Source organism: Sulfitobacter sp. TCYB15 (assembly GCF_040435955.1).
GTDB classification, from domain to species: Bacteria; Pseudomonadota; Alphaproteobacteria; order Rhodobacterales; family Rhodobacteraceae; genus Sulfitobacter; species Sulfitobacter pontiacus.
The window spans coordinates 2639454-2662286 of the sequence record NZ_CP159193.1 but is presented as its reverse complement, the minus strand read 5'-3'; the positions used below and the strand labels follow the sequence as shown (position 1 = coordinate 2662286).

The following is a 22833-nucleotide window of genomic DNA, read 5'->3' as shown; positions in this document are numbered from 1 at the left end:
ATGCATAACGAAGAAACGCATGTTCAGGACCGTACCGTCTACGTCAAGATGATTGCCGTGTCCGACCTTCCCCTCGAAGTGCGCGAGCAGGCGGAAGGGCTAAAACAGCTATACGCCGTGCATGACGCCGAAGGGCAGCAGCTGGCGCTGGTCGGTGACCGCAAGCTCGCCTTTAGCCTCGCGCGCGATCATGACTATGCGCCAGTGATGGTGCATTAAGTCCTAACATCGAAAATTAAACAAAAAGGGTCGCGATTTTGCGGCCCTTTTTTGTGCACGAGGTCCAACAACACGCACGAAAAAGGCCAGCCTATGAAGGCCGGCCTTTCTGTGTTCGACTTGGCGAAAGGGTTACCCCTTGATCAGCCCCATGCTTTCCAGCTTGAGCAGCACTTGATGGGCGCAGTTGTCGACGTCGACATTTTCTGTCTCGACGCGCAGCTCGGGGTCGGCGGGAACGTCATAGGGGTCTGAGATACCTGTGAATTCCTTGATCTTGCCTTCACGCGCCAGCTTGTACAAACCCTTGCGGTCGCGGCGTTCGCATTCCTCGATGGAGGTGGCGACGTGGACCTCGACGAAGGCACCAAAGCTTTCCACGTCCTCGCGCACGGCGCGGCGGGTGGTGGCGTAAGGCGCGATCGGCGCGCAGATGGCGATGCCGCCGTTCTTGGTGATCTCGGAGGCGACATAGCCGATGCGGCGGATGTTCAGATCGCGGTGCTCTTTGCTAAAGCCCAGTTCCGACGACAGGTTCTTGCGGACAATGTCCCCATCCAGCAGCGTGACGGGACGGCCGCCCATCTCCATCAACTTCACCATCAAAGCATTGGCGATTGTCGATTTCCCCGAGCCGGAGAAACCGGTGAAGAAGACGGTAAAGCCCTGCTTGTTGCGCGGCGGCTTGGTGCGGCGCAGCTCTTCAACCACCTCGGGGAAGGAGAACCATTCGGGGATTTCCAGCCCTTCCTGCAGACGGCGACGCAACTCGGTGCCCGAGATGTTGAGGATGGTGATGTCATCCTTGTCCTCGATTTCGTCAATTGCCTCGTATTGCGCGCGCTCGGCGACCCAAACCATATGTTTGAAGTCGACCATTTCGATGCCCATTTCTTCCTCGTGGGCGCGGAACAGATCCTGCGCGTCATAGGGGCCATAGAAATCATCACCGGCAGAGTTCTTGCCGGGGCCCGCATGGTCGCGGCCCACGATGAAATGGGTGCAGCCGTGGTTCTTGCGGATCAGACCGTGCCACACGGCCTCGCGGGGGCCGGCCATGCGCATGGCGAGGTTCAGCAGGCTCATTGCGGTGGTGGCGGCGGGGTATTTGTTCAGCACGGCCTCGTAGCAGCGCACGCGGGTAAAGTGGTCCACATCGCCGGGCTTGGTCAGGCCGACAACGGGGTGGATCAGCAGGTTCGCCTGCGCTTCACGCGCGGCGCGGAAGGTCAGTTCCTGGTGCGCGCGGTGCAGGGGGTTGCGGGTCTGGAAGGCCACAACCTTGCGCCAGCCCATCTTGCGGAAATAGGCACGCAGCTCGTTCGGCGTGTCGCGACGCGCCTTGAAATCATAGTGGACGGGCTGCTGGATGCCCGTCACAGGGCCGCCCAGATAGACGTTGCCCGCGGTGTTGTGCAGATAGTTCACCGCCGGATGCGCGCTGTCATCCGCGCCAAAGACTTTCTCTGCCTCGCGGGCCTTGTTTGGAACCCAACGGTCGGTGACGGTCATGACCGCCAAAATCACGCCTTCCTGATCGCGCAGCGCAATGTCCTGCCCGATCTCGAGCCCTTCGGCAAACTTTTCCGACACATCGAGGTTGATCGGCATCGGCCACAGCGACCCATCTGCCAGACGCATGTTTTCGACAACACCGTCATAGTCTTCTTCGGTCAAGAAACCCTTAAGAGGGTTGAAGCCACCGTTCATCAGCAGCTCTAGATCGCAGATCTGGCGCGGCGTCAGGTCATGGCTGACCAGATCGCCAGCTTCCACCTTCAGCTTCTGCGCCGAGTCGTAAGAGACATAGAGTTCAGGGATCGGAGCAAGGTTGGGCGTTTGCATGGGCGTCTCGCAATATTTTAGGTTCAAATTCGAATATTCGGGCTGATAGACCGCACCGATTGGGCTAGGCAACCTTTGTAGCCGCTTTGCGGCGAATTACGGACAGCGACGTGTTTTTTGCTGGGAAAAGGCAATCTTATCCCAGCAAATGCCATCCTAGGCGAACGTTATGCGTCGTCTTTTACCTCGGCTCCATAGCCAAGCGGCAGCGATGTGTCTTTGCCTTCGTCATCGCCAACTTCCGCAAGGAATCGTTCAGCCTCTAGCGCGGCCATGCAGCCCATGCCGGCGCTGGTCACGGCCTGACGGTATTTGTGGTCGGTCAGGTCGCCCGCCGCGAATACACCGGGGACAGAGGTTTCGGTGCTGTCCGGCTTGGTGACGACATAGCCGCCCATATGCGTTTCCAGCGTATCCTTGACCAATTCATTCGCGGGCGCGTGGCCGATGGCGACGAAGACACCTTTGCACGGAATATCGGTGATCTCGCCGGTTTCGACATGCTTGACCTTGACCCCTTCGACGCCAAGCGGCGCATCGGTCCCATAGACTTCATCCAGTTGGTGGAACCACAGCGGTTCGATCTTTGGATTTTTCATCAGCCGGTCGATCAGGATCTTCTCGGCGCGCAGCTCGTCCCGGCGGTGGATCAAGGTGACCTTGGAGGCGAAGTTGGTCAGGAACAGCGCTTCTTCCACGGCGGTGTTGCCACCCCCGATGACCACGATTTCCTGATTGCGATAGAAGAAGCCGTCGCAGGTGGCACAGGCCGAAACGCCGAAGCCTTTGAACTTCTCTTCGGTCTCAAGCCCCAGCCATTTTGCCCGTGCGCCTGTTGCAAGGATCACGGCGTCGGCCACATAGGTCGTGCCGCTGTCGCCCTTGGCGTGGAAGGGGCGGCTGGACAGGTCCAGATCGGTGATGATGTCGCCGATGATCTCGGTCCCCATCGCCTTGGCGTGGTCCTGCATACGGATCATCAGATCGGGGCCCTGGACCTCGCTGTCGCCGGGCCAGTTTTCAACCTCGGTCGTGGTGGTCAACTGCCCGCCCGGTTCGATGCCTTGTACAAGGATCGGGTTCAGCATCGCGCGGCTGGCATAGACACCGGCAGTATATCCGGCAGGGCCGGAGCCGATGATCAAAAGCTTGGTTTCGCGAGTTTCGGCCATGATAAAGAACCCCAGAATGTATAATTTGTTGCGTTCCAACCGATATAGACGCCCCTCGGGTTGCCTTAAACCCCAAGTTTGCATATCCGCCCTGCAAAGATCGCCGTCATCGAAAATGCGGTTGATTTTTGCTTGAATTCAGAACATTGCGCACCGGCGAAAGATTATTGCGTCCAACGATGTTGGTGCTATAACAATTGAAAATCCTATGGGGGTATTATGGCAGGGACGCGGCTTGATCCGATTGATCGGAAAATTTTAGCCGAATTGCAGGCGGACGGGCGCATGACCAACGTTGAGTTGGCCAAACGTGTAGGCATCTCTGCGCCGCCGTGTCTGCGCCGGGTCCGGACCCTTGAGGAAAGCGGGTATATCCGCGGCTACCACGCGAATGTTAACGCGCGCGAGCTGGGTTTCGAGGTACAGGTCTTCGCGATGGTCGGTCTGGCCAGCCAGGCTGAATCCGACCTCACCGCCTTTGAAGAGAAGTGCCGCAACTGGCCGCTGGTCCGCGAATGTCACATGCTCAACGGCGAGGTGGATTTCCTGCTGAAATGCGTCGCCCCCGATCTGTCGAGCTTCCAGAGCTTTCTGACCGGACAATTGCTGACGACGCCCAATGTGGAAAGCGTCAAAACCAGCCTTGTGATCCGCCCGGCCAAAGATGAACCGGGCGTGCCTTTTGATGTGCTGGAAAGCCGTCTGAAAAGCGAACCCTAAAGGCTATTGCGCAGCGTAGATCGGGTCTGACCGTTCTGACGCGCGGGGGTGACACAGCGGGCCAAAATCCTTGGCACTACTGATATGCGGAAACATTGATAAAAACGCGTCACGTTGATGCAGCGGCAGGGCTGCGATTGTCGACGGGCCGGGGTGAAATGTCTCCATCTCCAGACCGCTGACGCTGATCGCGGCATGACGGGCGAGACCCAAGTGATAGAGCCGCACCGGCGTCGGAGGCTGAATTTCGATTATATTCACCCCGTCCACCAGATCTCGCATCAGGGTAAAGACCTTGCGCGTCTGCTCTGCGCCGCGAAGACTTTGAGGCGTATGCAGGATGCGCGCAGCGGGGCCGAAGGTCAGGAAACCAGAGGGGCGCGCCAGCCCCAGACTGTCCGCCATGACCCGTACAAGCGGCGTGCGATGGCCGATATCCGCAGGGACGAACTTGCTTGATCCAACCCAGAGAAGCGGAGTGTGCAGCCCGTCGGCCTGTACGATCCGGTCACCGGGGCAAAGGTCTTCGACTGGGATTTCCCCTTGGGTCGTGCGGATCAACGTACCATGGGCGAAAGCGGAAAACGGCTCTTCGAACAACGGTGTGGCAGGGGCGTAGCCTTCGGTCACAAAGACGGAGCCGTCCTGACGCAGCACCGCAATCTCATACGCGCGGGTGCGTCCGGTAGATCTGGCACGCGCTTCCCGCAGAACCGAACGGGAGGCTGCTGATTGCGCCGTATGTGTAGGGGAGGGGATGAAATCAGGGGCAGTATGCAATGTCATAGCGTGACCTTTATATGGTCGATCCCACGTGCCTAGCCCCCGCTGAAACACCTGCGATCCGGATTAATCCGCGCGAGAGAGGCTCGCGCGCAGAGAATGTTTGTGATCGGTCTCAAACCATCTGTGCGGACAGGCACCCGCCCGTCGCGCGCAGGGTCACCGGCTGGCCCGAGAACCCCCGGGCCATAAGCCGACCCTCTTCAGGCGGCTTTTTGCTGGGACGTCAGGGCAGCGCGTTTCGCGATAAACGCGGCGCGGCGTGTGCCACGGGACCAAGGCAGGTTCACGCCTTCCTTGTTGGAAGCGTCGATAACCGATTTGATGAAGCGTGCGTTGGTTTTCATGCTCTGTATCCTATTGTCTATGGGCAATGCCCTTTCGTCGAGGATCACTATGCAAATGCTTTCGGGCACCGATGGGGCATTTCGCGAAAAAATACAGATAATTCGAGCAGACCTGGGCGCGGTTTGTGGCACGCGCTCAAAAGCGCGAAACACCCTTGAATTTATGACCTGTGGTAGAAAATGCGCCGCCATTCAAACAGGCTGCTGGCCGGCTATGGGGCGAAATCTGGGCAGGTGCCTGTCGCATTGCTGCCTAAATTCACGCTTCTATAGCACAATCGCAGCGATCAGCCGGCCATAGTCAGCCTCTTTCGCGTGGGTGCTGCGACGGTAGCTATAGAAACGATCCGCATCGCTATAGGTGCAGTGGCGCGTCCATTCCGCATGGCCCACACCCGCCGCGCGCAGGCGGTTCAGGCCAAAGCCCGCAAGGTCGAACTGCATCCGGTCATCGGTACCGTTTGCAAAATAGCGGGCGAATGTCGGATCTTCTGCTAGGAAGGCATCGATGAACTCTGGCCCGACCTCATAGGCGCGCTGGCTGATGCAGGGGCCGATCACCGCTGTGATATTATCGCGTGTGGCCCCAAGGTCTTCCATCGCCTCGACTGTGGCGGTCAGCACCCCGTCAAGCGCGCCGCGCCAACCGGCATGCGCCGCCCCGATCACGCCGGCCTCTGCGTCGTGGAACAGCACAGGCTGGCAATCGGCGGTCAGGATCGACAAGGCCAGCCCCGGTGTCGCGGTGACCAGTGCATCGGCGCGGGGTTTCTCGTGCAGGGGGCCATCGACGCTAATGACGGTGGCGGAATGGATCTGATGCACGCCAACCAGATGGTCCGGTGCCACGTCCATTGCATCGGCGACACGGGCACGATTGATCTCTACGACCTCGCGCTGGTCGGAACTGCCAACCCCGCAATTCAGCCCGGCAAACACGCCAGAGGAGGCACCGCCGCGGCGCGTAAAGAACCCGTGGCGCACGTCGCCAAGACTATCGGAGGTGAGTATTTCCAGCGTCATGGTTCCAATCCTGGGGGCGGGCTATGGTGCGGAGGATAAATCCCCATCACTTTAAACAAATTTCCCATTTCTGACGGATGCGTCAAGCGTCTATGTGCGGCGACATGGGCGTTCAGCGCGTCCTCGGTCATGCCCTTGGCAAGGGTCTGTGCGCGTTGAGTGATCCCGAGGCGTTCAAGGAAGACGCCCTGCGGGGTGATGCGAGTGTGGCTGGCCGGTGCGGCCGCGAGGGCAAGCTTTTCAAAATCGACGTGTGCTGTCAAATCGGCTTGGCCGGGGGCGGCCAGCGGATCGGCTTTTTCATGCCCCCGCAGCGCCTGCAAGGTATCGCCCAGACTGTGCCAGTCGCCATAATCCACGATCAGCGCGGCGCCGCCGTGGGTCGCGATCCGTTCCGACACAGGGTGGAGGATCGGCGCAAGCTGAGTGCAATCCTCGACCAGATCGCCGGGCTTGGTATCGGCCAGCCGGTCGGCCAGCGCGGGTTGCGGCAGTTCGGGCCCCAGCCCAAAGCTCAACGCGCCGTCCGCCAGCCCAACCTGCCGTTCGTGCCACGATGTTTCGCCACGGACGAACTGGCGGATCGGCAGCGCGTCGAAAAATTCATTCGCCACCAGAAAAAGCGGTTGGTCGGGCAGCGCGTCGGTCCCGTCGGCCCAGATCACCTGATGCCCCGCAAGGGTCTTGGCCTGCACATCGCGCAGCGTCGGGGACGCCTCTACCAGCGTAATTTGCGCCGCCTCGATAAAGCCGGGCACGTTACGGGTCGCGCGCAGGATATCGGCCATCAGGGTGCCGCGGCCGGGGCCAAGCTCGGCCAAGGTGAAGGCCGAGGGCGCGTCTTGGGCGAGCCAGCTCTGCGCGAGACACAGGCCCAACAGCTCTCCGAACATCTGGCTGATCTCGGGGGCAGTGGTAAAATCGCCTTGGGTGCCAAAGGGGTCACGGGTGGTATAATAGCCCTGCGTCGGATGCAGCAGGCAGGTGGCCATATATTCGTCGATCCGCATCGGCCCGTTGGACGCGATGCGGCTGTGTAGAATGTCGCGCAGTGTGGTCATGCCTTGCGCGTCGCCCGCAAGATCAGGAACACCCCGATGGCAATCATCGGCAGGCTCAGCAGTTGGCCCATGGTCAGCCCCCAGCCGTTTACATGCCACGCCAGCCCCAGCGGGTTGTTGGCGCTGACAAATTGCGCATCCGGTTGGCGTACGAATTCGACGATGAAACGCGCGGCCCCGTAGCCGGCCAGAAAGACGCCGCCGATCAGCCCCTCCGATTTCAGCCCGCCGCGCCGCCATGCCAGATAGATCAGCAGGGCCCCAAGGATCAGCCCCTCAAGCAGCGCCTCATATAGCTGCGAGGGATGCCGCGCACAGATCGTCGCAATGTCCGGGCAGTCCTGTGCGGCTACCGTGGGAAAGGCCACGCCCCAGGGCAGATCGGTGGGGCGGCCCCAAAGCTCTGCATTGATGAAATTCGCCAGACGCCCCAGAAACAGGCCGGGTGCCAGCCCCAGACAGACGACATCACCGGTAGAGATTGTGCTGATGCCATGACGTTTGGTATAGGCGATACCCGCAAAGATCACCCCAAGCGCGCCGCCGTGGAACGACATGCCCCCCTCCCAGATCCGCAGGATCTGCGCGGGATTGCTGAGGTAATAGCCCGGTTGATAGAATAGTACATATCCCAGACGCCCGCCCAGAATGACGCCGAGAATGACCCAGAAAAGCAGATCCTCGACCTGCTGTTTGGTCATGACGGGGGTATTGCCCGCCCAAAGCTTGGGCCGTTCAACGGCGCGCACAACGATGCGCCAGCCAACGAGGATGCCGACGATATAGGCCAGCGCATACCAGCGCAGGGCGACGGTCATGCCAAACAATGTGAACGAGAAAATCTCGGGCGATAGGTCGGGGAAGGGGAGCATTGCATTCATGCGCTGATTGAGCCTGACCGTAAACGGAAGTCAACCTTGCGAGAACCCGCTTTGCACACCATATAGTGAGCAACAGCCGATCAGGAGAGAATGACCATGCAAACGCGCAACAAGATTTTCGACGACATCTCGCAGATGATGACCAATGCCATGGGCGTGGCCCAAGGGGCCAAGACCGAAGCAGAGACCGCGATGAAGGGCATGCTGGACCGTTGGCTGGCAGACCGTGATTTTGTGACACGCGAAGAATTCGACGCGGTGCGCGCCATGGCGCAAAAAGCCCGCGAAGAGAATGAAGCGCTGAAGGCGCGGCTTGATGCGATGGACAGCAAGGTCTGATCGCCGCGCACATCCTCGGCGAACTTTGTACGATGTGATCCGCACCCGCCTTTTGGCGGGTGTGTTCGTTTTTGGGGTGGCACCTTCGCCTCTAATGCTGTCTGTCGGGGTCAGTGCTCTATAGATTGGGGGTTATGCTGCTTTTATCCACAAGATACTGAGGTTATCCCCTATCTTTCGTGGTTACCCCCAGAAAAAGACTTGCCTCAGGGCCGCGTTGCGCGCACCATATTTGGTATAGGTCGCTAATAACTTCGGCGATTTATGGTAGATGCACCCATGTATTGATGTGCCTGCGCATATGAATACCCGGATCCAAAGAGGTGACCACATGGCCCTGACAGAGCAGTATCTTGAAGAAGACATTCACCCCATCGACATCGTAGAAAATCTCGCGGCGTATCACGACTGGGACTTCGACCGTATATCGGACGAACAGATCGCGATGGCCGTCGAAGGGCAGTGGCGGACCTATTCCATCACCCTCGCGTGGTCGCCCTTTGACGAAACCCTGCGCCTTGTCTGCACCTTCGAAATGGATCCGCCCGCGGAAAAACTGCCGGTGCTCTATCACTTGCTCAACGATGTGAACGATCAATGCTGGACCGGTGCCTTCACCTATTGGCCGGAACAAAAGCTGATGGTTTATCGCTATGGGCTGGTTCTTGCCGGGGGGCAGGATGCCTCTGCGCAGCAGATTGATACCATGATCAACGCCGCCGTGAGCAACGCAGAGCGGTATTATCCCGCGGTGCAACTGGCGGTTTGGGGCGACCAGACGCCCCGACAAGCCCTTCAGGTTGCCATTGCAGAGGCGTACGGCCACGCATAGGTGTATCCCCGAATGTTAATTTAGGGGTACAGATATGAAAGATACGCGCATCGCCAAAGACGGTTTGGTTCTACTGGGCTGTGGCAAGATGGGATCCGCGATGCTGGCGGGCTGGCTGGCACGCGGGCTTCCGACATCTTCGGTATATGTCATCGATCCGAAACCCTCTGATTGGTTGAAAGAGCAGGGCGTGCAGTTGAACGTCGATCTGCCCAAGGAGCCCGCTGTGGTTCTTGTGGCGGTGAAGCCGCAGATGATGGGTGACGCGCTGCCCACGTTGCAGGCCATGGGCAACTGCAAGACGGTTTTTGTCAGCGTCGCCGCCGGCACCACCATCGCGACGTTTGAGAAAACGCTGGGGGAACAGACGCCGATCGTGCGCGCCATGCCCAACACACCCGCCGCCATCAGCCAAGGCATCACCGCCATCGTCGGCAACGACCACGTCGACGCCAAAGGCATGGACGAAGCCGAAGAGCTGCTGTCGGCCGTGGGCGACGTTGTCCGGCTGGAGGAGGAATCCCAGATCGACGCGGTCACAGGGGTCAGCGGCTCGGGTCCGGCCTATGTTTTCCACATGATCGAAACCATGGCCGCGGGCGGGATCGCGCAGGGGCTCAGCCCCGAGCTCGCGCTAAAGCTCGCCACGGCCACGGTCGCAGGGGCAGGGGCGCTGGCGAAATCCGCCGACGAAGGCCCGGACCAGCTGCGCATCAACGTGACCAGCCCCAACGGCACCACACAGGCCGCGCTGGACGTGCTGATGAACGAGCAAGACGGTTTTCCGGTTTTGCTCAAACGCGCTGTGGCGGCGGCCGCCGATCGATCGCGCGAGCTTTCGAATGGCTGAGATCAGCTTTGACGACTTCATGAAAGTCGACATCAGGGTCGGGACGGTCACCCGTGCCGAACCCTTCCCCGAGGCGCGCAAGCCCGCGATCAAGATGTGGATCGACTTTGGTCCCGATATCGGTGAGCGTAAAACCTCGGCCCAGGTGACGGTGCATTACACGCCCGAGACGCTGATCGGCACGCAGGTGATGGGGGTGGTCAACTTCCCGCCGCGTCAGATCGGGCCGTTCATGTCCGAAGTTTTGGTGCTTGGGGTGCCGGACGAGGACGGGGCGATTGTGCTGATGCGCCCCACGCAACCCACCCCGAACGGAGGACGTCTGCATTGACGAAACTACTGATCGCCCGCCCTGCGCCCCCCGAAGTGCACGAGGCCCTGCAAGGCTTTGACGTTACCTATCGCGAGGACAGCGCGCCCTTGTCCGAGGACGAGATGCAGGACGCCCTGCGCGACTATGACGGGGTGCTGGCCACCTTGGGCGACCGCTTTACCGCGGATGTCTTCGGCAAGGTCGGCATGCCACGGTGCAAGATGCTTGCCAATTTCGGGGTGGGCTATAACCACATCGATGTCGAGGCGGCAAAGGCGGCGGGGCTTCAGGTCTCTAACACGCCCGGTGCTGTGACCGATGCCACCGCCGATATCGCCATGACGCTGATGCTGATGGCCGCACGGCGTGCGGGAGAAGGCGAACGGCTGGTGCGGTCAGGTCAATGGTCCGGATGGGAGCCTTCGCAGCTTTTGGGCATGCATCTGACGGGCAAGACCGTCGGGATCGTCGGGATGGGGCGTATTGGTCAAGCCGTCGCGCGGCGCTGTCACTACGGCTTTTCGATGGATGTGAAATACTTTAGCCGCAGCGCGAAAAGTGTCGCCTATCCGGCGGAACATATCAGTGATCTCAAACAGTTGGTCGCCGCTGTTGATGTGGTTGTTATCGCCGTGCCGGGCGGGGATGACACGCAGCATCTGATCAATGCGGATGTGCTGGCAGCGATGCAGCCCCATGCCTTCCTGATCAACATCGCGCGCGGCAATATCGTCGAGGAAGCCGCTTTGATCGAGGCGCTGCAAGCGGGCACCATCGGCGGCGCAGGGCTGGATGTGTATGAGTTCGAACCAGAGGTGCCGCAAGCCCTGCGGGATCTGGATAACGTGGTGCTATTGCCGCATCTAGGCACGTCCTCCCGGGAGGTGCGTGTGGATATGTGGATGATGGCGGTTGAGAATTTGAAAGCGGGCGTCGAGGGCGAAACGCCCCCGAACCTCGTTTAACGGCCCACGGCCTCGCGCCAATGTCGGCGGCACAATGAGATATAGGTCTCGTTGCCGCCGATCTGCACCTGCGCCCCTTCGCGGATCGCTTTGCCTTCCGCATCCTGCCGCACCACCATCGTCGCCTTCTTGCCGCAGTGGCAGATCGTGCGAACCTCGCGCATTTCATCCGCCAGTGCGAGCAGCGTGGCCGACCCGGGGAAAAGCAGACCACGGAAGTCCACGCGCAGCCCATAGCACATGATAGGCACCCGCAGGTCATCCACCGCACGGGCCAATTGCCAGACCTGATCAGGGCTGAGGAACTGCGCCTCGTCGATGAAGATGCAGGCGCAAGGGCCTTCAGCCAAACGCTTTTCGATCTTCGCCAGAAGGTCTTCGTCTGTCTCGAAAGTGTCGGCCTCGTGCCCGATCCCGATACGCGATGCGATCCGCCCGTGTCCGGCGCGGTTGTCGAATTTCGCGGTCATCAGATAGGGGACCATGCCGCGTTCGACATAGTTATGAGCCGCCTGCAGAAGCACGGTCGATTTGCCCGCGTTCATGGTCGAATAATGAAAGTAAAGCTTTGCCATGGCCCTCTTTAGCGTCAGGCGACCTTGGCGTTCAAGGTGGGGGGAGGGCCGCGTGGGCGCGTCTGTCGCAGACCGCGCCCCACATGTCACAGGTGTTGAAGTGGTTCTGTGCCGCCGGGCCTAGCCGTGGCGCTGTACCAGCACAGACCCCACGGAATATCCGGCCCCGAAGGAACAGATCAGCCCGGTGTCTCCATCGGTCAGATCGTCGGAGTATTTCGAAAACGCGATGATCGACCCGGCAGAGGAGGTGTTGGCGTAGTCTTGCAGGATGTTGGGCTGCTCGCCCGCTTCGGGCGCGCGACCCAGCACTTTGCGACCGATGAAGTCATTCATCGATTTATTCGCCTGATGCAGCCACAGGCGTTTCAGATCAGCGGCCTCAACGCCTTCGTCAGCCATGTGGCCCGCGATGTGTTCGGCAACCATCGGCAGCACTTCCTTGAACACCTTGCGCCCGTTCTGCATGAACTGCATGTCGCGGCGGTCCGCGACGCCATCGGGGCGGGACCGGCGTAAAAAGCCATTGTTGTTGCGGATGTTGTTCGAGAACTCAGTCGCGCAACGGGTCGATTTGATCTCGAAATAAGCACCGGCTGCGTCTTCGGCGCGTTCGATCAGCACGGCGGTGGCCACGTCCCCAAAGATAAAGTGGCAGTCACGGTCGCGCCATTCCAGATGCGCCGAGCATATCTCGGGGCAGACCACCAGCGCAGAGCGGATTGAGCCGGAGCGGATCATATCCGCCGCCGCTTGGATGCCGAAGGTCGCGGACGAACAGGCGACGTTCATATCGAAGGCAAAGCCGTTGATATCCAGCAACTGCTGGATTTCGATCGCAACGGCCGGATAGGCGCGTTCAAGGTTCGACGCCGCGCAGATGACGGCATCAACATCAGCCGCGGTTTTCCCCGCCGCCTGCAACGCCTTTTGCGCCGCATCCAGCGCCATCTCGGCCATCAGGCCGGGTTCGTCGTCGGACCGTTGGCGCAGCAGGGGGTGCATCACCTTGGGATCCAAAATACCCGTCTTATCCATGACATAGCGCTGTTCGATGCCCGACGCCTTGACGATGAACTCCTCTGACGAGTGTTCCTTGGCTGGCAACTCTCCGGCGTCGATCTCAGCGGCGTGTTCGGCATTGTACAGATCGGCATAGGCGTTGAACGCCTTGACCAGCTCGGCGTTGGTGATGACCTGTTCCGGCGTAAAGATGCCGCTACCAGTAATGGCGGGTGTGTACATGGGTAAACCTTTTTCAGCGTTGTCCGAGTAGGCCAAGAAACGGCTGCGGGGTCAAGTCCAGCGGGGGCTGGCATGCAAGGGCGACGGACAATGAGAGAGGGGAGGAAAGGGGAAAGACCTGCGCCACGCGTAAAAGACGCGGCGCAGGTCAGAAAGGGCAGGTTAGCCCTGAAGCGATTTAACGCCGATCTCGTCTTCGGCTTGTGCCTTGATGGCCAACGCTGCGGCATAGGCACCGGCGGCCGTGGTGAAATACGGGATCTTGTCATACAGCGCGATAGAGCGGATGGATTTGCTGTCCTCGACCGCCTGCGCGCCTTCGGTGGTGTTCATCACCAGTTGGATCGCTTCGTCCTTCATCATGTCGGTGATGTTCGGGCGACCCTCGTAGACCTTGTTCACGATCTCGCAGGCGATGTCATGCTCTGTCAGCCATGCGGCGGTGCCACGGGTGGCGCGCAGGGTGAAGCCTTGCTCAAGCAGGATACGCGCGGCGGTCAGCATGTCATCCGACTTGTCCATATCCTTGATCGAGAAGAATACACAGCCGTTGCGCGGCAGCGGGTTGCCCGCGCCCATCTGCGCCTTGAGGAAGGCACGCGGGAAATCGCGGTCCCAGCCCATAACCTCGCCCGTTGACCGCATTTCAGGGCCAAGCAGCGTGTCGACACCGGGGAAGCGGGCGAAGGGCAGCACGGCTTCCTTGACCGAGAACCAAGGCATGTTCGGGTCCGCCAGTGTCATCGGATCACCCAAAGGCAGCACGTCGTCATAGGCGGCATCCTCACGGTAGGGCGCGCGTTGCGGGAAGGCCGACAGCTTTTCGCCCGCCATGATCCGCGCAGCGATTGACGCAATCGCGCTGTCCGTCGCTTTGGCGACAAAGGGCACGGTGCGCGAGGCGCGGGGGTTGACTTCGATCAGGTAGATCTCGCCGTCCTTGACCGCGAACTGGATGTTCATCAGGCCCACTACATTCAACGCCAGCGCCAGCGCCTTGGTCTGTTTTTCGACCTCGGCAATGATCTCGCGGCTCAGCGAATAGGGGGGCAACGAACAGGCGCTATCGCCCGAATGAACGCCGGCCTCTTCGATGTGCTGCATGATGCCCGCAACGTGGACATCCGTGCCGTCTGACAGCGCGTCGACGTCCAGCTCTACCGCGCCCGAGAGGTAGTGGTCCAACAGCACGGGGCTTTTGCCCGATACGACCACCGCGTCGCGGATATAGCGTTCGAGGCTGGCCTGATCGCGCACGATCTCCATCGCGCGGCCGCCCAGAACGTAAGACGGGCGGATCACCAGCGGAAAGCCGATGTCTGCTGCGATCTCAAGCGCTTCGGCGTCGGAGTGGGCGATACCGTTATGCGGCTGTTTCAGGCCCAGCGATTGCACCAGCTGCTGGAACCGTTCGCGGTCTTCGGCAAGGTCGATCATGTCGGGCGTGGTGCCAAGGATCGGGATGCCCGCCTCTTGCAGCGCTTGCGCGATCTTCAGCGGTGTCTGGCCGCCGAACTGCACGATGACGCCGTGCAGCGTGCCGTTTTCCTGTTCGACCCGCAGGATTTCCATCACGTGTTCAAAGGTGACGGGTTCGAAATACAGCCGGTCCGAGGTGTCATAGTCGGTCGAGACGGTTTCGGGGTTACAGTTGACCATGATCGTCTCGTAGCCCGCGTCGGTCAGCGCATAGCAGGCGTGACAACAGCAATAGTCGAACTCGATCCCTTGACCAATCCGGTTCGGTCCACCGCCCAGAATGACGACTTTCTGACGGTCGCTGGGGCGGGCTTCGCATTCAACTTCGTCAAAGGCGGGGGCCTCGTAGGTAGAATACATGTAGGGCGTTTGCGCTTCGAATTCGGCGGCGCAGGTGTCGATCCGTTTGAACACGGCCTTGACGCCAAGGTTCAGACGCGCGCGGCGTACGTTGTCTTCGTCGCGACCGGTCAGCGTGCCAAGGCGCGCGTCGGTAAAGCCCATCATCTTGAGCTTGCGCATCCCGTCTTCGGTCAGCGGCAGCCCGTCTTTGCGGACCTGCGCCTCGGCGTCGACGATCTCGCGGATGCGGGCAAGGAACCACGGGTCGAACATGGTCACACCGTGGATATCCACGTCGGACATACCGTGACGCATCGCCTGAGCAATGGTGCGCATCCGGTCGGGGGTCTGCTTGCTGATCGCGGCAATCAGCGCGGCTTCGTTCTGTGGTGCGTCGGCGGGCAGGTCACTGTCCAGACCGGGGATGTCGATTTCGTCAAAGCCGGTCAGCCCGGATTCCATCGACGCCAGCGCTTTTTGCAGCGACTCGTGGATCGTGCGGCCAATCGCCATCGCTTCGCCGACAGACTTCATCGCGGTCGTCAGATAGGGTTCGGAGCCGGGAAATTTCTCGAACGCGAATTTCGGGATCTTGGTGACGACATAATCGATTGTCGGCTCGAAGGACGCAGGCGTCACGCCGGTGATGTCGTTGTCCAGCTCGTCTAGGGTAAAGCCCACCGCCAGCTTGGCCGCGATCTTGGCGATGGGGAAGCCCGTCGCCTTGGACGCCAGCGCAGAGGAGCGCGATACACGGGGGTTCATCTCGATCACGACCATGCGGCCATCTTCGGGGTTCACGGCCCACTGCACGTTCGATCCGCCTGTTTCCACGCCGATTTCGCGCAGCACGGCGATCGAGTGGTTACGCATGATCTGGTATTCTTTGTCGGTCAGCGTCAGGGCAGGGGCCACGGTGATCGAATCGCCTGTGTGCACGCCCATCGGGTCGACGTTCTCGATCGAGCAGACGATGATCGCATTGTCAGCAGTGTCGCGCACCACTTCCATCTCGTATTCTTTCCAGCCAAGCAGGCTTTCATCAATCAGGATCTGCCCCATCGGCGACGCGTCCATCCCCGAGCGGCAGTAGAACTCGTAATCGTCGCGGTTATAGGCCACGCCACCGCCGGTGCCGCCCATGGTGAAGGCAGGGCGGATGATCGCGGGCAGGCCGACATATTCCAGCGCGTCGAGCGCAAGCTGCACGCCCGCCGCAAGGTCTTTTTTACCGCTGGCGGCAACGGGCGCGGTGACGATGGTCGCCTTGGGATTTTCGATGCCCAAACGGTCCATCGCCTCGCGGAAGAGCTTGCGATCCTCTGCCATTTCAATGGCTTCGCGTTTCGCGCCGATCATCTCGACGTTGAATTTCTCGAGCACGCCCATCTCTTCGAGCGCGAGCGAGGTGTTCAGCCCGGTCTGACCGCCCATCGTTGGCAGCAGCGCGTCGGGGCGTTCTTTCTCGATGATCTTGGCGACGATTTCAGGGGTGATGGGTTCGATGTAGGTGGCATCCGCCAGCCCCGGATCGGTCATGATCGTCGCAGGGTTGGAGTTCACGAGGATGACGCGGTAGCCTTCCTCTTTCAGGGCCTTACAGGCCTGCGCGCCGGAGTAGTCGAACTCGCACGCCTGACCGATGACAATGGGCCCCGCTCCAATGATCATGATCGACTGGATATCGGTTCTTTTTGGCATGGCTCAGGCCCCCGGATGTTTGCAAATTCTCCGCGTTATAGGCTTTGGGGGGAGAGGTGCAAGGGGGCATGTCGGGATATGGGGCGTGTTTTCAGGCAACACCCATGTGGCAGGGGCGCAGCACCGCCCGATGCGGTGCCGCTTTGCCTTACCCGAGCGTCAGGAAGGCCCGCAAAGACGCCTCGAAGTCGCGCGGCTTTTCGGCGTGCAGCCAATGGCCTGTGTCCGGCAGCTTGGCAAAGCGCGCCTGCGGGAACAGCGCCTTGATCACGGGGCGGTCTTCGGGTTTGACATAGGTTGAGTTGCCGCCGGACAGGAACAGCACCTCCCCCTCGTATTGTCCATCGACCCCATCGGGCCAGCCGACGATCTTGGACATCTCTGCCTCAAGCACATCAAGGTTCAGCTTCCACACCTTGTTGGGCACATCCAGAGACTGGGTGAAAAAGCTTTGCAATGCGGGCTCGACCCCCGCAGCCGCCAATTGGTCAGAGGCGTCGGAGCGGCGGGTGAGCGTACCCAGATCAACCGTGCGCATCGCATCGATAAACTCTTGCTGGCTGTGGCCATAAGCGACAGGAGCGATATCGGCGACCACCAGACGGTTCACAACTTCGGGATGGTTCAGCGCCAGCATCATGGCCGCCTTACCGCCCATCGAATGCCCGCAGACGTCCATTGGCGCGCCAAGATGGGTGATGACCTCTGCCAGATCGGCGGCCATCTCTGGGTAGCTTTGCGCCTGCGCGCGCGGGCTGTCCCCGTGGTTGCGCATGTCGACGGTCACCACGCGGCGCTGGTCGGACATCCGTTTGGCGATCACGCCCCAATTGCGGCCTGACCCGAAAAGACCATGCACGATCAGCAGGGCAGGGGCGTCGCCTGTGGTGCCATATTCAGTGTAATTCAACATGCCCATGATGTAGGGCCATTGCAGCCGATGTGCCAGACCGTTTAGGGTTGAAACATGCTGGATCAAAAAGACCTAGAGGCCAAGGCACGTGAAATGCAGCGCGGCTTGCAGGCAAAGCTGGGTGTGCAGGGGCGCGATGTCTCTCATGCGTTGGCGCGCGCAGGGCGACGTCTGCCCGCGCGGGTGCGGCGTGAGGGCAAGGTCATTGCACAGGCGGCTTTTTTGGCGCGCAACCCCAAGATGGCACGCAGGCTCGAGGGCGCGACGGTGCAGTCCGCCTATGACCGCGTGATGGAGCATCTTGCCGGGATCGACGTGGCCGAACGGCGCAAGGACCGCTGGCTTGGTCTTGCGGCCAGCGTGGCGTTCAACCTGATTTGCGTTGCGGTGGCGTTCATCACGTTTCTGTGGTGGCGCGGCTACGTCTGACGGGCGCTGCTGTTACGATCAAATACGCAAAAGCCCCGCTGCGGACCTGCAAGCGGGGCTTTGTTTCGAGGCGTGGTTTGTGGCGCTGCCCCGCCCTTGCGGGCCCCCCGGGATTTAATCCATTTGGAAGGGCCCGGGGCACATCGCTTTAGAGGTTGGGGCTTTAGAGGTCGGGATAGATCGGGAAGCGGGCGCAGAGCGCTTCGACTTCGGCTTTGACCTTGGCTTCGACCTCGGCGTTGCCATCGGCACCATTGGCGGCCAGCCCGTCGACAACCTCGATGATCCAGTCGGCGATCTGACGGAATTCATCCTCACCAAACCCGCGTGTTGTTGCCGCCGGCGATCCCAAACGGATGCCGGAGGTGACCATGGGCTTTTCAGGGTCAAACGGCACACCGTTCTTGTTGCAGGTGATATGCGCGCGGCCCAAGGCTTTTTCGGTGTCGTTCCCTTTAACGCCTTTGGGGCGCAGGTCGACCAGCAGCAGGTGGGTGTCGGTGCCGTGTGTGATCGTGTCGAGCCCGCCTTTGATCAGCTGGTCGCTGAGTGCTTGGGCGTTCTTGATGACCTGTTGGATGTAGGTCTTGAACTCGGGTTTGAGCGCTTCACCAAAGGCCACGGCCTTGGCGGCGATCACATGCATCAGCGGGCCACCCTGAATACCGGGGAAGATGGCCGAGTTGAACTTTTTCGCCAGCGCTTCGTCGTTGGTCAGGATCATGCCGCCGCGCGGACCGCGCAGGGTTTTATGTGTGGTGGTTGTCGCCACATGCGCATGGGGGAAGGGGGAGGGGTGTTCGCCCGCAGCGACCAGACCGGCAAAATGGGCCATGTCCACCTGCAGGTAGGCACCGACCATATCGGCAATCTCGCGCATCCGCTTGAAGTCGATCTGGCGCGGGATGGCGGAACCACCGGCGATGATCAGCTTGGGCTGGTGTTCCTTCGCGAGCGCTTCGACCTGGTCATAGTCAAGCTGGTTGTCTTGTTTGCGCACGCCGTACTGGATGGCGTTGAACCATTTGCCGGATTGGTTCGGCTTGGCCCCGTGGGTCAGGTGGCCGCCCGCGTCGAGGCTCATGCCCAGAATGGTGTCACCGGGTTGCAGCAGCGCGGTGAACACGCCTTGGTTGGCTTGGCTGCCCGAATTCGGCTGCACGTTGGCGAAATCGCAGTTGAACAATTTGCACGCGCGTTCAATCGCCAGGTTTTCCGCCACATCGACAAAATCACACCCGCCATAATAGCGGCGGCCCGGGTAGCCTTCGGCGTATTTGTTGGTCATCACCGACCCCTGCGCCGCCATGACAGCCGCAGACACGATGTTTTCGGAGGCGATCAGTTCGATCTCGTTACGCTGGCGACCCAGCTCGTCTGTAATGGACCCGAAGATTTCGGGATCGGCTTCGGACAGGGGGGTGGTGAAAAAACCGGACATGGGCGTGGTTCCTTTGACTACGTGTGCGGGTTGCGGGCTATCTAGCTTAATCCGGCACGGGGGTGAAGGTCGTAATGCGCCGGTCGCACCGTCATATGCGGCAAAGCTGGTAGGTCGGCGCGATATGTGGTTCTTTTGACTGTGAATATCCCTCATTGGAAACATCCGCCCATGAAGATCGCTTTTATCGCCAGCCGCTCTGATGTTGCACAGGATGCGTTGACGGCGCTGAGCGCACGATACGGCAATGTCACGCGCGAGGAGGCAGAGGTTATCGTCGCCCTCGGGGGGGACGGGTTCATGCTGCAGGCGCTGCACGACTCGCAAGAGCTGTCGACGCCGGTCTATGGCATGAACCGCGGCACCATCGGGTTCTTGATGAACGCCTATGCCGAAGAGGATCTGGTGGATCGTCTGCGCGCAGCAGAAGAGGCGGTGATCAACCCGCTGGTGATGGTCGCCACACATGCGAATGGCGAGACTTCCAAGGCGCTGGCCTTGAACGAGGTCGCCTTGCTGCGCGAAGGACCGCAGGCCGCCAAGCTGCGGATCAGCGTCGACGGGCGCGTGCGGATGGAGGAGCTGGTCTGCGATGGCGCACTGGTGGCGACGCCTGCCGGGTCCACCGCCTATAATTACTCCGCGCACGGCCCGATCCTGCCGATTGGCGCGGATGTGCTGGCCCTGACGGCGATGGCGGCGTTTCGGCCACGGCGCTGGCGCGGGGCCTTACTGCCGAAAACGGTGACCGTGCGCTTTGATGTGTTAGAGCCCGCCAAACGCCCTGTGATGGCCGACGCCGACGGGAATTCCTACCGCGATGTCGTCGCGGTCGAGATCACCTCGGACCCGTTGATCAAGCACCGTATCCTGTTCGATCCGGGCCACGGTCTGGAAGAACGGCTGATCAGCGAGCAGTTCAACTAATCCGCGTTTCAGACGGAACCGCGGTGCCTTTGGCGCGTTGATATTCCGAGACGCATGAGAGGCCGTTCAGGTGCTTTCATCGTTTGGAATTTTAGCAAAAGGAGACCTGACATGAATTGGGATACAATCAAAGGTAACTGGAGCCAGATGACCGGTAAGGTCAAAGAAGAATGGGGTGATCTGACCGACGATGACCTGACAGAAGCCGCCGGCGAACGCGACCAGCTGGTCGGCAAGATTCAGGCGCGCTACGGCGTTGCCAAAGACGAGGCGGAGCGTCAGGTAGACAGCTTCGTGGCCAAACACTAACTGGCCTAGATATCGATTAGAAAAGGCGGCTGTTACAGCCGCCTTTTTCGCGTTCTGGGAAGCCGGATCTATCAGGTGTCCTTGGCGTAGCCGATGGTTTGCAGCGCCGACTTTATCTCGTCCAGAATGGCCGGATCGTCGATCGTGGCGGGCAGTTTGAACGGCTCTGCATCGGCCAGCTTGACCATCGTTGCCCGCAGGATCTTGCCTGAACGCGTCTTGGGCAAACGATCCACCACCAGCGTCATCTTATAGGCTGCCACTGGCCCGATCTGGTCACGCACCCGTTGCTGGCATTCGGCTGCAATCTCGGCATGGGGGCGGTCGACCCCTTTGGACAGGCACACAAACCCCATCGGGGCTTGGCCCTTCAGCGGATCGCTGACGCCGATCACGGCACATTCAGCCACATCGGGGTGGCCGGCCAGAACCTCCTCCATCGCGCCGGTGGACAAGCGGTGACCGGCGACGTTGATCACGTCATCGGTGCGCGCCATGATATAAAGATATCCATCCTCGTCGATCCTGCCCGCATCGCCCGTTTCGTAGTATCCGGGATAGGTCGTGAGGTAACTTTTGCGGAAGCGATCTTCGGCATTCCACAGGGTGGGCAGCGTGCCGGGGGGCAGGGGCAGCTTGATCGCGATAGACCCCAAAGTGCCAGCGGGTTGCGGCTCGCCCGCCTCGTTCAGGATTTGCACGTCATAGCCCGGCATCGGCACCGTGGGGGAGCCGACTTTGACCGGCAGCGCCTCTAGTCCGGCGGGGTTGCCGACGATGGTATAGCCGGTTTCGGTCTGCCACCAATGGTCATAGACGGGTATGCCCAGCTTTTCCTGCGCCCAGATCACGGTGTCTGGGTCGGCGCGCTCGCCCGCGAGATACAGCGCGCGCAGGCAGGAAATGTCGTATTTGCCAATCTCCTCGCCCTTGGGATCTTCGCGTTTGACGGCGCGGATCGCGGTGGGGGCGGTAAAGAAGCTGCGGACATTGTGTTCGGAAATGACGCGCCAGAAGGTGCCCGCATCGGGTGTGCCCACGGGCTTGCCTTCGAACACAACGGTGGTGTTGCCATGCACCAGCGGGCCATAGCAAATGTAGCTGTGCCCCACGACCCAGCCCACATCGGAGGCGGCCCAGAAGACATCGCCCGGATCGACATTGTAGATGTTCTTCATCGTCCAGTTCAGCGCCACCAGATGCCCCGCGGTTTGGCGCACCACGCCCTTGGGCGCGCCGGTCGTGCCCGAGGTGTAAAGAATATAGGCGGGGTGGTTTCCCTCCACCGCGACGCAGGGCGCGGGGGTGGTGCCTTTTTGCGCGGCGTGCCAATCCAGATCGCGCCCCGGTGTCAGATCGCAGGGGGCCTGTTCGCGTTGCAGGATCAGGCAGAAATCGGGTTTGTGGTCGGCCTGTTCAATGGCCCCGTCAAGCAGCGGCTTATAGGCCACCACACGTGCCGGTTCCAACCCGCAGGATGCGGCGATGATCGCTTTGGGGGTGCAGTCGTTGATCCGCACGGCCAGTTCGTTCGAGGCAAAGCCGCCGAACACGACCGAATGTACCGCCCCGATCCGCGCACAGGCGAGCATCGCCTCAAGCGCTTCGGGGACCATCGGCATATAGATGATCACGCGGTCGCCTTTGCCCACGCCATTGGCCTGTAGCGCACCGGCGACAGCGGCGACGCGGGTTTGCAGCTCGGCAAAGGTGATCTTGGTCTGGGTGCCGGTGATCGGGCTGTCATGGATGATCGCCACCTGATCGGCACGGCCGTTTTCCACATGGCGGTCAACGGCATTATAGCACGCATTTACTTTGGCGTCGGCGAACCATTCGTACAGATCATTGCCCTTGTCGAACAACGCCTGACGGGGCGCTTCCTCCCAATCGATGGCTTTGGACTGCTCTAGCCAGTAGGCTTCAGGGTTGTCCTGACAGCTTTTGTAAATGTCGTGATATCCCATATGCGGCTCCCTCCCGTGAACGCGAATACCATTTGGTAGGCCACGGCCGCGGGAAAGAGCAAGAGCTTGCGCCTATATCGCGGCCATCCGGCAACAAAGTTTACAGCCGCTTCCCCGCACGCGGTGTCAAAATTTACAAGCGCGTTTCGGCCTAT

Annotated in this window: 23 protein-coding genes; 10 read left to right on the top strand and 13 right to left on the bottom strand. The window is 60.6% G+C overall.

The window, feature by feature from the left end; genetic code table 11:
- The gene (locus tag ABM428_RS12770; protein ID WP_009825186.1) at positions 1–219 is read left to right on the top strand and encodes a DUF1150 family protein; all 219 of its coding nucleotides are present in this window, start codon (positions 1–3) and stop codon (positions 217–219) included.
- 132 nt (positions 220–351) lie between these two features.
- Here ABM428_RS12770 and ABM428_RS12765 read toward each other — a convergent pair whose 3' ends face one another.
- Together ABM428_RS12765 and trxB are read right to left on the bottom strand one after the other, a co-directional pair.
- Positions 352–2064 (bottom strand): bifunctional sulfate adenylyltransferase/adenylylsulfate kinase, encoded by a 1713-nt coding sequence (locus ABM428_RS12765; RefSeq protein ID WP_037966127.1) that lies wholly within the window; start codon positions 2062–2064, stop codon positions 352–354.
- A gap of 167 nt (positions 2065–2231) precedes the next feature.
- Positions 2232–3236, bottom strand: a complete 1005-nt coding sequence (gene trxB, locus ABM428_RS12760; RefSeq protein WP_005849520.1) for a thioredoxin-disulfide reductase — start codon at positions 3234–3236, stop codon at positions 2232–2234.
- Positions 3237–3455: 219 nt separating this feature from the next.
- On the opposite strand from trxB, the gene ABM428_RS12755 reads away from it, so the two are divergent.
- Positions 3456–3956: an Lrp/AsnC family transcriptional regulator gene (locus ABM428_RS12755; protein ID WP_005849518.1), complete on the top strand. Its 501-nt coding sequence runs from the start codon at positions 3456–3458 to the stop codon at positions 3954–3956.
- 3 nt (positions 3957–3959) lie between these two features.
- Here the strand turns inward: ABM428_RS12755 and ABM428_RS12750 are convergent, their stop codons facing one another.
- The 5 genes from ABM428_RS12750 to lgt all read right to left on the bottom strand — a co-directional run bounded on the left by ABM428_RS12750 (position 3960) and on the right by lgt (position 8051).
- Positions 3960–4742, bottom strand: coding sequence for a Hint domain-containing protein (locus ABM428_RS12750; RefSeq protein ID WP_353627994.1), 783 nt, complete (start codon positions 4740–4742; stop codon positions 3960–3962).
- A gap of 200 nt (positions 4743–4942) precedes the next feature.
- A complete protein-coding gene (locus tag ABM428_RS12745) occupies positions 4943–5086 on the bottom strand; it encodes a hypothetical protein (RefSeq protein ID WP_005849514.1) in 144 nt (47 codons plus the stop codon).
- 267 nt (positions 5087–5353) lie between these two features.
- Positions 5354–6109: a peptidoglycan editing factor PgeF gene (gene pgeF, locus ABM428_RS12740; RefSeq protein ID WP_132997749.1), complete on the bottom strand. Its 756-nt coding sequence runs from the start codon at positions 6107–6109 to the stop codon at positions 5354–5356.
- Positions 6106–7170, bottom strand: a complete 1065-nt coding sequence (locus tag ABM428_RS12735; RefSeq protein WP_132997748.1) for a class I SAM-dependent methyltransferase — start codon at positions 7168–7170, stop codon at positions 6106–6108. Before ABM428_RS12735 ends, pgeF begins: the two co-directional genes overlap by 4 nt.
- Positions 7167–8051, bottom strand: a complete 885-nt coding sequence (gene lgt, locus ABM428_RS12730; RefSeq protein WP_005849509.1) for a prolipoprotein diacylglyceryl transferase — start codon at positions 8049–8051, stop codon at positions 7167–7169. The genes ABM428_RS12735 and lgt overlap by 4 nt, the downstream gene beginning before the upstream one ends.
- Positions 8052–8147: 96 nt before the next feature.
- Between lgt and ABM428_RS12725 the strand changes: the two genes are divergently transcribed.
- The 5 genes from ABM428_RS12725 to ABM428_RS12705 all read left to right on the top strand — a co-directional run bounded on the left by ABM428_RS12725 (position 8148) and on the right by ABM428_RS12705 (position 11350).
- Positions 8148–8390, top strand: a complete 243-nt coding sequence (locus ABM428_RS12725) for an accessory factor UbiK family protein (protein WP_184581576.1) — start codon at positions 8148–8150, stop codon at positions 8388–8390.
- A gap of 331 nt (positions 8391–8721) precedes the next feature.
- Complete coding sequence (locus ABM428_RS12720; protein ID WP_005849506.1) at positions 8722–9222, top strand: YbjN domain-containing protein; 501 nt, start codon at positions 8722–8724, stop codon at positions 9220–9222.
- 34 nt (positions 9223–9256) lie between these two features.
- Entirely contained in the window at positions 9257–10072 is an 816-nt protein-coding gene (gene proC / locus ABM428_RS12715) for a pyrroline-5-carboxylate reductase (protein WP_353627993.1), read from the top strand.
- On the top strand, positions 10065–10403 hold the full coding sequence (locus ABM428_RS12710; protein WP_005849502.1) for a tRNA-binding protein: 339 nt from the start codon (positions 10065–10067) through the stop codon (positions 10401–10403). Before proC ends, ABM428_RS12710 begins: the two co-directional genes overlap by 8 nt.
- On the top strand, positions 10400–11350 hold the full coding sequence (locus ABM428_RS12705) for a D-glycerate dehydrogenase (RefSeq protein ID WP_353627992.1): 951 nt from the start codon (positions 10400–10402) through the stop codon (positions 11348–11350). The genes ABM428_RS12710 and ABM428_RS12705 overlap by 4 nt, the downstream gene beginning before the upstream one ends.
- Here ABM428_RS12705 and ABM428_RS12700 read toward each other — a convergent pair.
- The 4 genes from ABM428_RS12700 to ABM428_RS12685 all read right to left on the bottom strand — a co-directional run bounded on the left by ABM428_RS12700 (position 11347) and on the right by ABM428_RS12685 (position 17605).
- Positions 11347–11925: a thymidine kinase gene (locus ABM428_RS12700; protein WP_064217121.1), complete on the bottom strand. Its 579-nt coding sequence runs from the start codon at positions 11923–11925 to the stop codon at positions 11347–11349. The two genes, ABM428_RS12705 and ABM428_RS12700, sit on opposite strands and share 4 nt — an antisense overlap.
- A 120-nt stretch (positions 11926–12045) precedes the next feature.
- Complete coding sequence (locus ABM428_RS12695) at positions 12046–13170, bottom strand: beta-ketoacyl-ACP synthase III (RefSeq protein ID WP_037966144.1); 1125 nt, start codon at positions 13168–13170, stop codon at positions 12046–12048.
- A 162-nt stretch (positions 13171–13332) separates the two neighbouring features.
- The gene (gene carB / locus ABM428_RS12690; protein ID WP_340244211.1) at positions 13333–16692 is read right to left on the bottom strand and encodes a carbamoyl-phosphate synthase large subunit; all 3360 of its coding nucleotides are present in this window, start codon (positions 16690–16692) and stop codon (positions 13333–13335) included.
- A 148-nt stretch (positions 16693–16840) separates the two neighbouring features.
- Positions 16841–17605: an alpha/beta fold hydrolase gene (locus ABM428_RS12685; protein WP_132997812.1), complete on the bottom strand. Its 765-nt coding sequence runs from the start codon at positions 17603–17605 to the stop codon at positions 16841–16843.
- Between the two features lie 54 nt (positions 17606–17659).
- Between ABM428_RS12685 and ABM428_RS12680 the strand changes: the two genes are divergently transcribed.
- Positions 17660–18034: a hypothetical protein gene (locus ABM428_RS12680; RefSeq protein ID WP_132997744.1), complete on the top strand. Its 375-nt coding sequence runs from the start codon at positions 17660–17662 to the stop codon at positions 18032–18034.
- 163 nt (positions 18035–18197) lie between these two features.
- Here ABM428_RS12680 and glyA read toward each other — a convergent pair whose 3' ends face one another.
- The gene (gene glyA / locus ABM428_RS12675; RefSeq protein ID WP_132997743.1) at positions 18198–19475 is read right to left on the bottom strand and encodes a serine hydroxymethyltransferase; all 1278 of its coding nucleotides are present in this window, start codon (positions 19473–19475) and stop codon (positions 18198–18200) included.
- Between the two features lie 171 nt (positions 19476–19646).
- On the opposite strand from glyA, the gene ABM428_RS12670 reads away from it, so the two are divergent.
- Positions 19647–20402: an NAD kinase gene (locus ABM428_RS12670; RefSeq protein ID WP_005849487.1), complete on the top strand. Its 756-nt coding sequence runs from the start codon at positions 19647–19649 to the stop codon at positions 20400–20402.
- 111 nt (positions 20403–20513) lie between these two features.
- On the top strand, positions 20514–20711 hold the full coding sequence (locus tag ABM428_RS12665) for a CsbD family protein (RefSeq protein WP_005849485.1): 198 nt from the start codon (positions 20514–20516) through the stop codon (positions 20709–20711).
- Positions 20712–20782: 71 nt separating this feature from the next.
- Here ABM428_RS12665 and ABM428_RS12660 read toward each other — a convergent pair whose 3' ends face one another.
- Entirely contained in the window at positions 20783–22678 is a 1896-nt protein-coding gene (locus ABM428_RS12660; protein WP_005849483.1) for a propionyl-CoA synthetase, read from the bottom strand.
- Positions 22679–22833 lie beyond the last annotated feature (155 nt).

Bases quoted from the DNA above. Each gene is read 5' to 3' on its own strand.
- ABM428_RS12770 (WP_009825186.1), top strand. From the start codon at position 1: ATGCATAACGAAGAAACGCATGTTCAGGACCGTACCGTCTACGTCAAG.
- ABM428_RS12765 (WP_037966127.1), bottom strand. From the start codon at position 2,064: ATGCAAACGCCCAACCTTGCTCCGATCCCTGAACTCTATGTCTCTTAC.
- trxB (WP_005849520.1), bottom strand. From the start codon at position 3,236: ATGGCCGAAACTCGCGAAACCAAGCTTTTGATCATCGGCTCCGGCCCT.
- ABM428_RS12755 (WP_005849518.1), top strand. From the start codon at position 3,456: ATGGCAGGGACGCGGCTTGATCCGATTGATCGGAAAATTTTAGCCGAA.
- ABM428_RS12750 (WP_353627994.1), bottom strand. From the start codon at position 4,742: ATGACATTGCATACTGCCCCTGATTTCATCCCCTCCCCTACACATACG.
- ABM428_RS12745 (WP_005849514.1), bottom strand. From the start codon at position 5,086: ATGAAAACCAACGCACGCTTCATCAAATCGGTTATCGACGCTTCCAAC.
- pgeF (WP_132997749.1), bottom strand. From the start codon at position 6,109: ATGACGCTGGAAATACTCACCTCCGATAGTCTTGGCGACGTGCGCCAC.
- ABM428_RS12735 (WP_132997748.1), bottom strand. From the start codon at position 7,170: ATGACCACACTGCGCGACATTCTACACAGCCGCATCGCGTCCAACGGG.
- lgt (WP_005849509.1), bottom strand. From the start codon at position 8,051: ATGAATGCAATGCTCCCCTTCCCCGACCTATCGCCCGAGATTTTCTCG.
- ABM428_RS12725 (WP_184581576.1), top strand. From the start codon at position 8,148: ATGCAAACGCGCAACAAGATTTTCGACGACATCTCGCAGATGATGACC.
- ABM428_RS12720 (WP_005849506.1), top strand. From the start codon at position 8,722: ATGGCCCTGACAGAGCAGTATCTTGAAGAAGACATTCACCCCATCGAC.
- proC (WP_353627993.1), top strand. From the start codon at position 9,257: ATGAAAGATACGCGCATCGCCAAAGACGGTTTGGTTCTACTGGGCTGT.
- ABM428_RS12710 (WP_005849502.1), top strand. From the start codon at position 10,065: ATGGCTGAGATCAGCTTTGACGACTTCATGAAAGTCGACATCAGGGTC.
- ABM428_RS12700 (WP_064217121.1), bottom strand. From the start codon at position 11,925: ATGGCAAAGCTTTACTTTCATTATTCGACCATGAACGCGGGCAAATCG.
- ABM428_RS12695 (WP_037966144.1), bottom strand. From the start codon at position 13,170: ATGTACACACCCGCCATTACTGGTAGCGGCATCTTTACGCCGGAACAG.
- carB (WP_340244211.1), bottom strand. From the start codon at position 16,692: ATGCCAAAAAGAACCGATATCCAGTCGATCATGATCATTGGAGCGGGG.
- ABM428_RS12685 (WP_132997812.1), bottom strand. From the start codon at position 17,605: ATGTTGAATTACACTGAATATGGCACCACAGGCGACGCCCCTGCCCTG.
- ABM428_RS12680 (WP_132997744.1), top strand. From the start codon at position 17,660: ATGCTGGATCAAAAAGACCTAGAGGCCAAGGCACGTGAAATGCAGCGC.
- glyA (WP_132997743.1), bottom strand. From the start codon at position 19,475: ATGTCCGGTTTTTTCACCACCCCCCTGTCCGAAGCCGATCCCGAAATC.
- ABM428_RS12670 (WP_005849487.1), top strand. From the start codon at position 19,647: ATGAAGATCGCTTTTATCGCCAGCCGCTCTGATGTTGCACAGGATGCG.
- ABM428_RS12665 (WP_005849485.1), top strand. From the start codon at position 20,514: ATGAATTGGGATACAATCAAAGGTAACTGGAGCCAGATGACCGGTAAG.
- ABM428_RS12660 (WP_005849483.1), bottom strand. From the start codon at position 22,678: ATGGGATATCACGACATTTACAAAAGCTGTCAGGACAACCCTGAAGCC.